This window comes from Nocardia sp. NPDC003269, from assembly GCF_042888005.1.
Classification (GTDB): domain Bacteria; phylum Actinomycetota; class Actinomycetes; order Mycobacteriales; family Mycobacteriaceae; genus Nocardia.
On record NZ_JBIAPA010000002.1, the window covers coordinates 1,900,588 to 1,913,055 of the forward strand.

12 protein-coding genes are annotated in these 12,468 nt (G+C 71.9%); 9 read left to right on the forward strand and 3 right to left on the reverse strand.

The genetic code is table 11. The features are described from left to right. Positions 1-58: 58 nt before the first annotated feature. Positions 59-439, forward strand: a complete 381-nt coding sequence (locus tag ACFYWJ_RS19170; RefSeq protein WP_355280237.1) for a PPOX class F420-dependent oxidoreductase — start codon at positions 59-61, stop codon at positions 437-439. Between the two features lie 76 nt (positions 440-515). After that, complete coding sequence (locus ACFYWJ_RS19175) at positions 516-1,805, forward strand: acetyl-CoA C-acyltransferase (protein ID WP_355280239.1); 1,290 nt, start codon at positions 516-518, stop codon at positions 1,803-1,805. 44 nt (positions 1,806-1,849) lie between these two features. Here the strand turns inward: ACFYWJ_RS19175 and ACFYWJ_RS19180 are convergent, their stop codons facing one another. Together ACFYWJ_RS19180 and ACFYWJ_RS19185 are read right to left on the reverse strand one after the other, a co-directional pair. Next, complete coding sequence (locus ACFYWJ_RS19180) at positions 1,850-3,229, reverse strand: TldD/PmbA family protein (RefSeq protein WP_355280434.1); 1,380 nt, start codon at positions 3,227-3,229, stop codon at positions 1,850-1,852. Positions 3,230-3,240: 11 nt separating this feature from the next. Then, on the reverse strand, positions 3,241-4,770 hold the full coding sequence (locus ACFYWJ_RS19185; protein WP_355280240.1) for a TldD/PmbA family protein: 1,530 nt from the start codon (positions 4,768-4,770) through the stop codon (positions 3,241-3,243). Between the two features lie 199 nt (positions 4,771-4,969). Between ACFYWJ_RS19185 and ACFYWJ_RS19190 the strand changes: the two genes are divergently transcribed. Next, positions 4,970-5,563 carry a helix-turn-helix domain-containing protein gene (locus tag ACFYWJ_RS19190; RefSeq protein ID WP_355280242.1) on the forward strand — a complete coding sequence of 198 codons (594 nt, stop codon included), beginning with the start codon at positions 4,970-4,972 and terminating at the stop codon, positions 5,561-5,563. On the opposite strand, the gene ACFYWJ_RS19195 is transcribed toward ACFYWJ_RS19190, so the two are convergent. Continuing rightward, positions 5,560-6,327: a TSUP family transporter gene (locus ACFYWJ_RS19195; RefSeq protein WP_355280243.1), complete on the reverse strand. Its 768-nt coding sequence runs from the start codon at positions 6,325-6,327 to the stop codon at positions 5,560-5,562. The genes ACFYWJ_RS19190 and ACFYWJ_RS19195 overlap by 4 nt on opposite strands. 72 nt (positions 6,328-6,399) lie before the next feature. Between ACFYWJ_RS19195 and ACFYWJ_RS19200 the strand changes: the two genes are divergently transcribed. From ACFYWJ_RS19200 to lnt, 6 genes are all read left to right on the forward strand, one after another. Then, positions 6,400-7,572: a histidine kinase gene (locus ACFYWJ_RS19200; RefSeq protein ID WP_355280244.1), complete on the forward strand. Its 1,173-nt coding sequence runs from the start codon at positions 6,400-6,402 to the stop codon at positions 7,570-7,572. 21 nt (positions 7,573-7,593) lie between these two features. Continuing rightward, the gene (locus ACFYWJ_RS19205; protein WP_355280246.1) at positions 7,594-8,253 is read left to right on the forward strand and encodes a response regulator transcription factor; all 660 of its coding nucleotides are present in this window, start codon (positions 7,594-7,596) and stop codon (positions 8,251-8,253) included. Between the two features lie 63 nt (positions 8,254-8,316). Next, entirely contained in the window at positions 8,317-8,811 is a 495-nt protein-coding gene (locus tag ACFYWJ_RS19210) for an FxsA family protein (RefSeq protein ID WP_355280248.1), read from the forward strand. A 43-nt stretch (positions 8,812-8,854) separates the two neighbouring features. Further along, positions 8,855-9,058, forward strand: coding sequence for a hypothetical protein (locus ACFYWJ_RS19215; RefSeq protein ID WP_355280249.1), 204 nt, complete (start codon positions 8,855-8,857; stop codon positions 9,056-9,058). A 30-nt stretch (positions 9,059-9,088) separates the two neighbouring features. Continuing rightward, a complete protein-coding gene (locus ACFYWJ_RS19220; protein ID WP_355280251.1) occupies positions 9,089-10,681 on the forward strand; it encodes an amidohydrolase family protein in 1,593 nt (530 codons plus the stop codon). A gap of 166 nt (positions 10,682-10,847) precedes the next feature. Next, a complete protein-coding gene (gene lnt / locus ACFYWJ_RS19225; RefSeq protein ID WP_355280436.1) occupies positions 10,848-12,404 on the forward strand; it encodes an apolipoprotein N-acyltransferase in 1,557 nt (518 codons plus the stop codon). The last annotated feature ends 64 nt before the right edge of the window (positions 12,405-12,468 follow it).

Below are 12,468 nucleotides of genomic sequence, written 5' to 3' on the forward strand. Positions count from 1 at the left end.
AGGGGAAGCGCGATCGGCGGCCGCTGCCGCACGCGCCGGAGGGCATTAGGCTGCGAGCATGACCAACCCTCTCGGTGAGCTGCAGACCGCGAACTTCGTCCTCCTCACCACCTTCCGCAAGGACGGCACCCCGGTGGGTACCGCCGTGTGGGCTGTCGCCCGCGACGACAAGCTGTTCGTGTGGACCGTGACCGACAGCTGGAAGGTGAAGCGGATCCGCCGCAATCCCGAGGTGACGCTGCAGCCCTGTGACGCGCGCGGGAAGGCGCACGGTGCCGTCGTCACCGGCACCGCCCGACTCCTCGACGCCACCGAGACCGAACAGGTCCGCTCCTGGCTGCGGCGCAAGTACTGGCTGACCGGCCCGCTGGTGATCCTCGGCAGCAACCTGCGCCGGGGCAAGGCGGGCACCATCGGCATCGAGATCACCCCCGCCTGACGGTTCACCCGAAGCGGTACCCAGTACCCGGGGTATCGGATAACGTGGGCTCAGCGGAACCTCCGAAGGGACTCACATGGCCGAGAAACGCACCCGCGCCGTCGTCGTCGCGGGCGCGCGCACGCCGTTCGTGCGCGCGTTCACCGATTTCACCCGCCTCGACAGCATCGCCCTGGCCGGCGCCGCCGTCCGCGGGCTGATCGAGCGCACCGGGATCGCGCCGGGCGAGATCCAGTCGATCGTGTGGGGTGGCGTCATCCTGCCGAGTCACGCGCCGAACATCGCCCGCGAAGTGGCCCTCGATCTGAAGCTGGATTTCGGGTGCGAGGGCTACACGGTGACCAGGGCGTGCGCGTCCGGTCTGCAGGCGGTCACCTCGGCGGCCGCGGCCATCGAACGCGGCGAGTACGACATCATGATCGCCGGTGGCAGCGACTCCACCAGCAATGCCGAGATCAAGCTCCCGCAGAAGGTCGTGCACGCCGTCGCGCCGGTGGCGCTGGGCAAGCCGAAGCCGAAGGACTACCTCGACTTGGTCCGTCAGCTCGCGCCGTTCACCGATGTCCTGCCGCGGCAGCCCAAGATCTCCGAGCGCACCACCGGCGAGGTGATGGGCGAGTCCGCCGAGAAGATGGCCAGGATCAACGGCATCTCCCGCGCCGACCAGGACGAGTTCGCCGCTCGCTCGCACCACCGCGCCGCGGCCGCGATCGCCTCGGGTCGCTTCGACGACGAAGTGGTTCCGGTGACCACCCCGTCGGGCAAGCGCGTCGACACCGATGGTCTGGTCCGGGCGAACACCAGCGTCGACAAACTCGCCACCCTGCGGCCGGTGTTCGCCGAGGGCGGCACGGTCACCGCGGGCAATGCGAGCCCGCTCACCGACGGCGCGTCGGCAGTGCTACTGATGAGCGAGGAGAAGGCCCGCGCCCTCGGCTTCACCCCGCTCGCGGCCGTGCGCTCGTGGAGTTTCGTGAGCGTCGACCCCGCCGATCAGGTCCTCATCGGCCCGGCCATCTCCATGCCGCGCGCCCTCGACAAGGCGGGCATGACGCTGGCCGACATCGACCTCGTCGACATCCACGAGGCCTTCGCCGCCCAGACCCTCTCGGTCCTGCGCATGCTGGAAAGCCCCGACTGGGCCAAGTCCCGCCTGGACCGCGACGAGCCGGTCGGCGCCGTGGACATCGACAGACTCAATGTCCACGGCGGCTCGATCTCGCTGGGCCATCCCTTCGGCGCCACCGGCGCACGGATGGTCACCACCATGGCCAACGAACTGGCCCGCACCGGCAAACAGACCGCCCTGCTCGGCATCTGCGCCGCCGGCGGCATCGGCGCCTCCGCTGTGCTCGAAGCCGTGTGAGCACGACGGGCAGGTGATCCACACCGGGTCACCTGCCCGGACGACTACGTCGCCTGGCTCACCGAGGACATGTGGAAGTCGGGGATGCGCAGCGGTGGCATGGCGGTGCGGGTGAACCAGTCCTTCCATTCGCGGGGCAGGGTGATCTCGGTGGCGCCGGCTTCGCTGATGCGGCGCAGGAGATCGAGGGGGCTCTCGTTGAAGCGGAAGTTGTTGACCGCGGCGGTGACCCGGCCGTCCTCGACCAGGTAGACGCCGTCGCGGGTGAGGCCGGTGAGCAACAGGGTGGCCGGGTCGACCTCGCGGATGTACCAGAGGCAGGTCAGCAGCAGGCCGCGTTCGGTGCGGGCGATCATGTCGTCCAGTGACGCGTCGGAGCCGCCGGTGAGCAGCAGGTTCTCGCCGGGAACCGTGGCCGGAGCGGAGAATTCGGCGGCGGTGGCGCGCGGGTAGACCAGCGATTCGATGACGCCGGCGCCGATCCAGTCGACGCGCTGGGCGGGCAGGCCGTTGTCGAACACCGACAGCGACTCCGAGGACGACGGCGTCGCCACGAACGGCCGGTATTCCAGACCGCTCGCGTTCGGGTCGGAGTAGAGGGTCAGCGGAATGTCGCTGAGCCGCTCCCCGATCCGGGTGCCGCCCGCGCGGGAGAAGGCGGTGTGGCCCTCGTGCGCGCCACGGCCCTCCATCGTCCAGGCCAGGTAGATCATCAGGTCGGCCACCGCCGAGGGCGGCAGCAGCGTCTCGTAGCGGCCCGCGGGCAGGTCGACGCGGGTGGCCGACCAGTCCAGCCGCCGGGACAGCTCGGCCAGCAGGCCCGGGGTGTCGACGTCGGTGAAGTCGGCGGTGCCGACACCCACCCAGGCGCTGGCGAGATCGGCGCCCTCGCCCCGCTTTCCGTTGATCTCGACCGACCCGGTGGGCTGGCTGAACCGGCGGCGGATCCCGGTGGAGGTGCCCAGCCAGGTGGTGTGCAGCTGGTGGTGGGCGAAACCGTAGAGCCGGTCGGTGCCGTCGAAACCGGTCGACAGATCGCGGGCCAGGCCGGCGAACACGTCGATCTCGGTGGCACCGGGCGCGTGGTCCCAGGTGGCGGTGTCGTCGACGGTGGGTTCGAGCAGCGGCATCGCGTCGCGCGCCGGGGTCGCCGTGCGCGCGGCCTCCTCGCTGGCGCGCACCACGGCCTCGATCTCGGCCGGGTCCACGCTGGTGGAGCTGATGCTGCCGACGCGGGCGGCGTTGGGGCCGTCCCGAAACACCGAGATCACCGCCCAGTCCCGCGACACCGACGACCCGTTGGTGGTCATCGAATTACCCGCCCAGCGCAGCGACGCCTCGTGCGCGTCGGTGACGATCACGATCGCCTCGTCGGCCTTCGACGCCGCCAGCGCGCGCTCGACCACCGCGCCCGCGGGGAACACACCCGATGCGCTCACTGGCCGCCCTCCGTCCGGGTATTGAGAATGTTGACCCCGCGCACCAGCACCGACGGGCAGCCGTGGCTCACCGCCGCCACCTGACCGGGCTGGGCCTTGCCACAGTTGAACGCGCCGCCGAGCTGCCAGGTGCTCGGCCCGCCGACCGCCTCCATCGCACCCCAGAAGTCGGTGGTGGTGGCCTGATAGGCCACATCGCGCAGCTGTCCGGCCAGTTCTCCGTTGCGGATCCGGAAGAACCGCTGACCGGTGAACTGGAAGTTGTAGCGCTGCATGTCGATCGACCACGACTTGTCGCCGACGATGTAGATGCCGTCGGAGACCCGCGAGATCAGCTCGGCGGTCGTGGTGTCGCGTTCCGGGTCCGGCTGCAGCGACACGTTCGCCATCCGCTGGATCGGCACGTGATGCGGCGAATCGGCGTAGGAGCAGCCGTTGGACCGCGCCAGCCCGAGGCGCGGGGCGAACACCCGGTCGAGCTGGTAGCCGACCAGCACGCCGTCGCGCACCAGATCCCACCGCTGGCCCGCCACGCCCTCGTCGTCGTAGCCGACCGTGGCCAGCCCGTTGACCTGGGTGCGGTCCCCGGTGACGTGCATGATCGGCGTACCGTAGCGCAGCGTGCCCAGCTTGTCGGGGGTGGCGAACGAGGTACCCGCGTACGCGGATTCGTAGCCGATCGCCCGGTCGTACTCGGTGGCGTGGCCGATGGACTCGTGGATGGTCAGCCACAGATTGGTCGGGTCGATCACCAGATCGGTCGGGCCCGCGACGACGCTGGGCGCCTTCACCTTCTCGGCCAGCCACTCCGGGATCCGCGCGAGTTCGCCCGCCCAGTCCCAGGTTCCGTCGGCGCCGGTGACGTACTCCCAGCCGCGGCCCGCGGGCGCGGCCAGGGTGCGCATGGTCTCGAAGACCCCGGAGGCCGCGTCGACGGTGATCGCCTCGAGCTGCGGATGCAGCCGCACCCGCTGCTGGGTGATCGCCGATCCGGCCGTGTCGGCGTAGAACACCTGCTCCTTGACCTGCAGCACCGACGCGGTCACGTGGTCGACGCCGTCGGCGGCCGAGAGCCGCTCCGAATAGTCCTGCAGCAGCGCCACTTTGTCGGCGGTCGGCACCGCGAACGGGTCGAGGTCGTAGGCCGACACCCAGGACACGTCCGCGTAGCGCGGCTCATCGGCCAGCTCCACACGCTCCCGATTGAGCGAGCGCAGGGCGGTCGCGACGGTGACCGCGCGCCGGGCCACCTCGGCGGCGGTGTCGGGGGTGAGCGCGGCGTGCGAGGCGAAACCCCAGGTGCCGTCGACGATCACGCGCACGGCCAGGCCGAGCTCGGTCGAGTCGGTGACGGCCTCGACCCGCCCGTCGCGCAAGCGGATCGACTGGGTCACCAGCCGCTGCACCCGCAGATCGGCGTGCTCGGCCCCGGCCGCCCGCGCCGCCGACAGGGCGGCCTCGGCCAGCGCGCGCAAGCCGAGTGCGCGGAACTCCTCGTCCACTTCTCCGGAAGTCGCGGTAGTCACCCGGCCTACGCTAGCCGGTGGGACCGACACGCGGGAGCCGTGCCCGCGATTCCGCGAAAACCCGGTTCCGGCAGTCACAACCGTGACGCGCTGACCCCGGTCCTCCCGCGGCGGTGGGCCCCGATGCCGTAGGGTGCCCGCCGTGCCGCCATCCGCCCTCCGCGATCGAAAAAGGGAACGAACCCGTCGTGCGATCCTCGTGGCCGCCGTCGGATTGTTCGAGGCCAGAGGCTATGAGGAAACGACCGTGGCCGAGATCGCGGCCGAGGCCGAGGTCGGCACGCGGACCTTCTTCAACTACTTCGCGAGCAAGGAAGAACTGCTCTTCCCCGAACCCGACGAACGGGTGCGCGCCGCCGTCGCGGCCATCGCCACCCGGCGGCCGGGGGAGCGGCCGGTGGAGGTGCTGCTGCGCGCGCTGCGCGCGGCGGGCGACAACCCCGGTGAGCATCTCGTCGACGATCTGAACTCCCGGGTGGCGGCGCTGCGCGCGCGGGTCTCGCGGACGGTGCCCGCGGTGAGCGGCCGGGCCGCGCACGCCCAGCTCGTCGCCCAGCGCGAGATCGCCCGGCAGCTGCACAGCGCGTTCCCGCACGAACTCGACGAGGTCGGCGCCGCCGCGCTGGTCGGTGCGGTCGTCGGCGCCGTCTCGGGCGCGCTGACGGTGCTGTTCCAGCAGCCCCAGCACGGCATCGACGACGGCGAGCGACTACACCGCAAGATCCACGAGACCACCTCGCGGGTGCTGCAGCCGTGGCTGGCCGCCTCGGCCCCGGTCGAACCGGCGCGCTAGCCGAACTGCTGCCAGCCCAGCCGGATCACCATCACCACGACCACCACCAGCAGCACGATCCGCACGAAGCCGGCGCCCTTGGCCAGCGCCATCCGCGAACCGACCAGGGCGCCCGCCACATTCGCGACCGCCATGCCCGCGCCGAGGCCCCACAGGATGTGTCCGGTCGCGCCGAGGTACAGCAGCGCGCCCAGATTCGAGCCGCAGTTGATCACCTTCGCCATGGCCGCGGCCCGCACGAACTCGGTGCCGAGCAGCGTCGCGAAGGTGATGATCAGGAATGTACCGGTGCCCGGGCCGAGCAGACCGTCGTAGAGGCCGATCAGCCCGGCGGCCAGCGCCACCACGAGGATCACCTTGCGCCGGGTCGGCGGATGGGTGGCCATGGTCATGCCGATCGATGGCCGCAGCGTGACGAACAGCGCGACGCCGACCAGCACCACCATGACCAGCGGGATGAACAGGTCGCGGTCGATCAGCGAGACCGCGGCCGCGCCACAGGCCGCCGTGATCGCGGCGATCACCGCGCCCGGAATCAGCACCGACCACTGCATCGGCACCCGGCGCGCGAAGGTGATCACCGCGGTCGCCGTGCCCGAGAACGCGGCCAGCTTGTTGGTGCCCAGCGCCGTCTGCGGGGCGATGCCCGGCGCGACCAGGAACAGCGTCGGCAGGATGATCAATCCGCCGCCGCCGACCACCGCGTCGACCCACCCCGCCGCGGCAGCGGCCACCAGTAGGACCGTCCAGTCTCCTAGTTGCACCGGACCAGGCAATCAAGATCGCGCCCGGAAAGCCAACCGGGTCCGGCCGCGCCCGGCGACTAGGCTGGGCCGGTGCGCCGGTTCAGCTTGTGGCTCCGCGGCCGACCCGTCGTCGCCGATTCCGTCCTCGCGCTGTTCCTGATGGTGCTCGACGTGCTCGGCGTCGGCGACGAACACCACAAGGCCTCCTACCTGGTCTTCTCCCTGATCCTGCCGCTGCCGCTGATCCTGCGCCGGATCTATCCGCGGGCGGTGGCCGCGGTGCTGTTCGTGCTCTCGGTGCTGTGCACGCTGGTCGGGTATCTGGTGGGCGACGACACCTCCGGTCACGTCGCGCTGATCGGGCTCGGCGTGATGCTCTACACCCTCGTCGCCTATGTCGGCAGGCGGGACGGGCTGATCTACCTGGGCTTCCTGGCGATCGATCTGACGCTGTCGATGCTGGTGCTGCGCGAACCAGCGGGCGGCGATCTGGCGCTGGTCGGCGTGATCTACGCGCTGTGCTGGACGCTGGCCGAGTTCAACGGCGCCCGCCACGCCTACGACGCCGAGGTCGCGGCGCGGCTCGCGGTCGCCGACTACGACAAGGAACGCCGGGCCCACGAGGCCGTCGCCGCCGAACGCACCCGCATCGCCCGGGAACTGCACGACGTGGTCGCGCACGCGGTCAGCGTCATCATCGTGCAGGCCGACGGCGCCAAGTACGCCCTGCGTCACGACCCCGACACCGCCGAACGCGCGCTCGCGACCATCGCGGGCACCGGGCGCGAGGCGCTGCGCGAACTGCGCCGCACCGTGGCACTGCTGCGCACCGAGCACGCGCCGGAACTGCTGCCCCAGCACGGCAGCGCGGGCATCGCGACCGTGGCCGAGCTGATGCGCGACGCCGGTGTGGCCGTCGACCTCGAACTGACCGGGGAACTCGACGACATCACCCCTGAGGTCAGCCTCGGGGTGCACCGCATCGTCCAGGAATCGCTGACCAACACCCTGCGCCACGCCGGCGCGAGCCCGAAGGCGACCGTGCGCGTGCACCGCCGCGAGGACGACATCCTGGTCGAGGTGACCGACAGCGGCGGCCTGCCGGAGCGGCCGCCGACCACCGAGATCCCCGGCGCGGGCATGGGCCTGGTCGGTATGCGCGAACGGGTCGCTGTCCTCGGTGGCACCCTGTCCGCGGGCCGGACCGCCGACGGTCGCTGGCGGGTCCTTGCCACCCTCCCGCTGCGCGCCGAAGGCGACTGATCCGCCCGCTAAGGTTGGGAAATGCCGATCAGCGTGCTCGTGGTGGACGATCAGGAACTCATGCGGATGGGCTTGAAGATGGTCCTCGGGGCGCACCCGGACATCGAGGTCGTCGGCGAGGCGGGCAACGGGGACGAGGCCGTGCGGCGCGCGGGGGAGCTGCGGCCCGACGTGGTCCTGATGGACGTGCGGATGCCGGTCGTCGACGGGGTCACCGCCACCGGCCGGATCGTCGCGGCGGGCGACGGCGTCCGCGTGCTCGTGATGACCACCTTCGATCTCGACGAACATGCCCTCGGCGCGCTGCGCGCGGGCGCCAGCGGATTCCTGCTCAAGGACACCCCGCCCGAAGACCTCATCTCCGCTATCCGCAGTGTCGCCGCAGGCGACGCGGTGGTCTCCCCGAAGGTCACCAAGCGCCTGCTCGACCGGCTCGTCGCCGAGGACCCGGCGGGCCTGCGCGACCCGGGCGTGCTCGACGTGCTCACCGCTCGCGAACGCGAGGTGCTCGAACAGATCGCCGCGGGCCGCTCCAACGCCGAGATCGCCGGGGCGCTGTTCCTGTCGGAGGCCACGGTGAAGACGCACGTCGGCCGGGTGCTCACCAAACTCGGGCTGCGTGACCGGGTGCAGGCGGTGGTGCTGGCCTATGAGACCGGTCTCGTCCGGCCGGGTGGCTGAGGCGGCCGGGAGAAAAATCGGGCTCCCGTGCGTTGACTCGGTAGATCGTCCGAAAGGATCGCCATGACCGCCGTGCTGTTCGTCCTCTACCTCGTCGTCGAGATCGCCGCGTTCGTCGGCCTCGCCCAGCTGATCGGCGCGGGCTGGGCCCTGCTGGCGCTGATCGCGGTGTCCGGGGTCGGCTTGCTGCTGCTGGGCGCCCAGGGCAGGCGCGTGTTCGACCGGTTCCGCCGGGCCGCGCGCGGCGAGGTCACCGCCGAGAGCGCGGTCGCCGACGGGCTGCTGGTGGCCACCGGCTCGGTGCTACTGTTCGTGCCCGGCCTGGTCACCGGACTCGTCGGCCTGCTCGCGTTGTTCCCGCCCACCAGGGCGCTGATCCGGCCGGTGCTCGAGAAGCTCGGCACCCGGCGGTTCGGTCCGCTGCCCTCCTTCGCGCCGTCGCCGTATCGCGGCATGGTGGTCGACGCCGACAGCGGTGACGTGGTCGACGGCGTCGTCGTCGGGCAGTGGTACGACGACGGGCACACCGCCGGGCCGCGCGCGCTCGGCTCCGCCTGAACCGAGGATTCCGCCCGGCGGCCGGAAGGTCTACAGTGTGCCGATGGCCACCGAGCAGATCACCGTCACGGTGAGCGCGGAACTGGCCGACGCGGTGCGTAGGGCGAGTGCCGCTGCCGGACAGTCCATGTCGGATTTCACGGTCGCCGCGTGGCGACTCGAACTCATCGCCGTCGAGGCGGGCGGACACACTCCAGCGGGGCTGTGCGACGCCGACGTCCGCGCGGTCCTGTCCCTGCCGACCTGACGATTCGCCGATACGGCAGACTGGGGGACCGTGAGTACCCAGTTGCTGATCGGCGGTCGTTTCTACAGTTCCAGCTCCCCGGACGCGACCGCGATGGCGGTCACCGACGGCACGGTGGTGTGGCTGGGGGCCGAAGCGCCCGGCCGGGCAATGCATCCCGACGCGGAGATCGTCGACCTCGACGGCGCCTTCGTCGCGCCCGCCTTCGTCGACCCGCACGTGCACGTCACCGCGCTGGGCCTGCAGCTGACCGGGCTCGACGTCAGCGGCACCGGGTCGCTGGCCGAGCTGCTCGCCGCGCTGCGCGCGTACGCGAGCGCGCAGCCCGACGGCGTGATCATCGGCGAGGGCTGGGACGACACGGCGTGGCCCGAGCAGCGCCCGCCCACGGTCGCCGAACTCGACGAGGCCGCCGGCGCGGGCAGGCTCGTGTACCTGGCCCGGGTCGACGCCCACTCCGCCGTCGCCTCCTCGGCACTGCTCGACGCCGCGGGCGAGCTCGGGGAGGGCTACCGCCGCGGGGAGCCGGTGCGCGCCGACGCCCACCACCGGGTGCGCGCCGTCGCCCTCGCGGAACTCGGTCGCGCGCACCGTGATCGGGCCCGCACCGCCGCCCTCGACGCCGCCGCCGCGCACGGCATCGTCGCCGTGCACGAGTGCGCGGGCCCCGACATCTCCAGCCGCGAGGACGTCCGCGAGCTGCTCGCCTTCGAGCACGGCGTCGAGGTGCGCGCCTACTGGGGCGAGGCCGTGCGCACCGCGGCCGAGGCGCGCGCCCTGATCGACGAGCTGGGCGTCGCCGCGCTCGGCGGCGATCTGTTCGTCGACGGTTCGCTCGGCTCGCACACCGCGCTGCTGCGCGCGCCCTATGCCGACGCGAGCGGCTGCGGCAAGAACTTCCTCGACGCCGAGACGGTCACCGCGCACATCCGCGCCTGCACCGAAGCCGGTGTGCAGGCCGGCTTCCACGCCATCGGCGACGCCGCCATGGATCTCGTGGTCGCCGGATTCGCCACGGTCGCCGCCGAACTCGGCGGTCCGGCGGTCGCCGCGCGCGGCCACCGCGTCGAGCACGCCGAGATGACCGACGCCGCCGCGATCGAGCAGCTCGCGGCGCTGGGCGTGATCCTGTCCGTGCAGCCGGGTTTCGACGCCGCGTGGGGTGGACCGGACCGCATGTACGCCACCCGCCTCGGCGCCGAGCGCGCCGCGACCCTGAACCCCTTCGCGGCGATGGCCGCGGCGGGCATCTCCCTGGCGATCGGCTCGGACGCGCCGGTGACCACGCTGAATCCGTGGGAGCAGGTGCGCGCGGCGGTCCAGCACCGCACGCCCGGCCACGGCCTGTCCCCGCGCGCCGCGTTCGCGGCCGCGACGCGGGGTGCCTGGCGGGCGGGCGGCGTGCGCGACGGCATGGCGGGCACCCTGGTGCCGGGCGCCCCGGCCTCCTACGCCGTGTGGGACGCGGGCGAGCTCGTCGTCGCCGCGGCCGCCGACACCGTGCAGCGCTGGTCGACCGACCCGCGTTCGCGCGTCCCCGGTCTGCCCCGGCTCGATCCCGGCGCCGACCTGCCGACCTGCCTGCGCACGGTGCACAACGGCACCACCATCTACCGCGCCTGACCACGACCGCGCCGGCACACGAATCACGGAGCAGGACACCATGATCCACCCCGCCACCGAACCAGGGCCCGACGCCACGACCGCCGACGCGGCCGGGGCGGGCCCGACCGACCCCGCGACACCGGCCGGCGCGGCGGGCGGTGACCGGTTCGGGGTCCTGGCCCGGATGGCCACGGCCGTCGCGGGTGGCCTGCTGCTGTTCGGCAGCTTCCCGCCCCGGCCGTGGTGGTTCCTCGCGCCGATCGCGCTGGCCCTGCTCACCGTCGCGGTGCGCGGGCCGGGCAGGCTGCGCGGTGGTTTCGGCCTCGGATTCCTCGGCGGGTTGGCGTTCTTCGTCCCGCTGCTGCCGTGGACGGGCATCTACGTCGGACCGGTGCCCTGGCTCGCGCTGTCGACCGCGTGCGCGGTGTTCTTCGGCCTGTGGGGCGTGCTCGCCCGGTGGCTCGGCAGCCTGCCCGGCTGGCCGGTCTGGCTCGCTCTCGCGTGGACGGCCACCGAATGGGCGCGGTCGAGTTTCCCGTTCGGCGGATTCCCGTGGGGGCGGGTCGCTTTCGGCCAGGCCGATGGCTGGTACCTGCCGCTGGCCGCCTACGGCGGCGCGCCGCTGATCGGGTTCGCCGTCGCCCTGACCGGCACCGGCCTGGCCGCGCTCGCGCTGCGCCTAGTGGCTTGGGTGCGCCAGCCTGCGCCGCGCGCGACCGGCCGGGCCACCCGGCTGGGACTTGCCACGGCTGCCGTCACCGTGGCTGTCATGCCCCTCGCCGGAGTGATCCTCCGGCCGACGCTGCCCGCCCCGGACGACGGTGACCGGACGATCACGGTCGCCGCGATCCAGGGCAGCGTGCCGCGGTTGGGCCTGGAGTTCAACGCCCAGCGGCGGGCCGTGCTGGACAACCACGTCCGGCGCACCGAGGAACTCGCCGACGCCGTCGACCGCGGGCAGTCGCCTCGGCCCGACATCGTGATCTGGCCGGAGAACTCCTCCGATATCGACCCGTTGCGCAATGCCGACGCCGCCGCGGAGATCAGCAGGGCCGCCCAGCGGATCGGCGCGCCGATCCTGGTCGGCGCGGTCCTGGTGAACGGCGACCGCACGACCACCAACTCGGTGATGGTGTGGAACGGCGCGGACGGCCCGTCCGATCGGCACGACAAGAAAATCATCCAGCCGTTCGGTGAATACCTGCCGATGCGGAGTTTCTTCCGATTGTTCTCGTCGTATGCCGACCAAGCCGGACATTTCGTGCCGGGTGACGGTGACGGAACGGTCACGGCGGCCGGGGTGCGGGTCGGCGTCGCCACCTGTTACGAGGTGGCGTTCGACCGGGCCTTCCGGGAGTCGCTGGCCGCGGGTGCCGAACTGCTGACGGTGCCGACCAACAACGCGACCTTCGGCACGAGCGAGATGACCTACCAGCAGATGGCCATGTCGCGGGTGCGGGCGGTCGAGCACGGCCGGGCCCTGGTGATCGCAGCAACCACCGGGGTCAGCGCTATCATCACCGCGAACGGCGAGATCGCACAGCAGTCCGAACAAGTCGTCCCCGCCGCGCTGGTCGCCCAGCTACCATTGCGCGACACGACGACGATCGCGACCCGGATCGGCGCGGCGCCGGAAGTGGCGTCCGTTATTCTGACCGCGATCGGCGTGGCGCTGGTATTTTTCCGGCGCCGGCGGGCAAATCAGACGCAGGTTTCGCGGAGCTCGCAGAATTCCGAATAAGCGGTTTGTTTCAACCCGGGGGAAGCAGCAGTAAGTAGCTGCTACAGGGGCGTAATACATAGAG

What these genes read in the sequence shown, in the direction of transcription:
- lnt (WP_355280436.1), top strand. Translation starts at nt 10,848, where the DNA reads ATGGCCACGGCCGTCGCGGGTGGCCTGCTGCTGTTCGGCAGCTTCCCG.
- ACFYWJ_RS19215 (WP_355280249.1), top strand. Translation starts at nt 8,855, where the DNA reads ATGGCCACCGAGCAGATCACCGTCACGGTGAGCGCGGAACTGGCCGAC.
- ACFYWJ_RS19205 (WP_355280246.1), top strand. Translation starts at nt 7,594, where the DNA reads ATGCCGATCAGCGTGCTCGTGGTGGACGATCAGGAACTCATGCGGATG.
- ACFYWJ_RS19210 (WP_355280248.1), top strand. Translation starts at nt 8,317, where the DNA reads ATGACCGCCGTGCTGTTCGTCCTCTACCTCGTCGTCGAGATCGCCGCG.
- ACFYWJ_RS19170 (WP_355280237.1), top strand. Translation starts at nt 59, where the DNA reads ATGACCAACCCTCTCGGTGAGCTGCAGACCGCGAACTTCGTCCTCCTC.
- ACFYWJ_RS19175 (WP_355280239.1), top strand. Translation starts at nt 516, where the DNA reads ATGGCCGAGAAACGCACCCGCGCCGTCGTCGTCGCGGGCGCGCGCACG.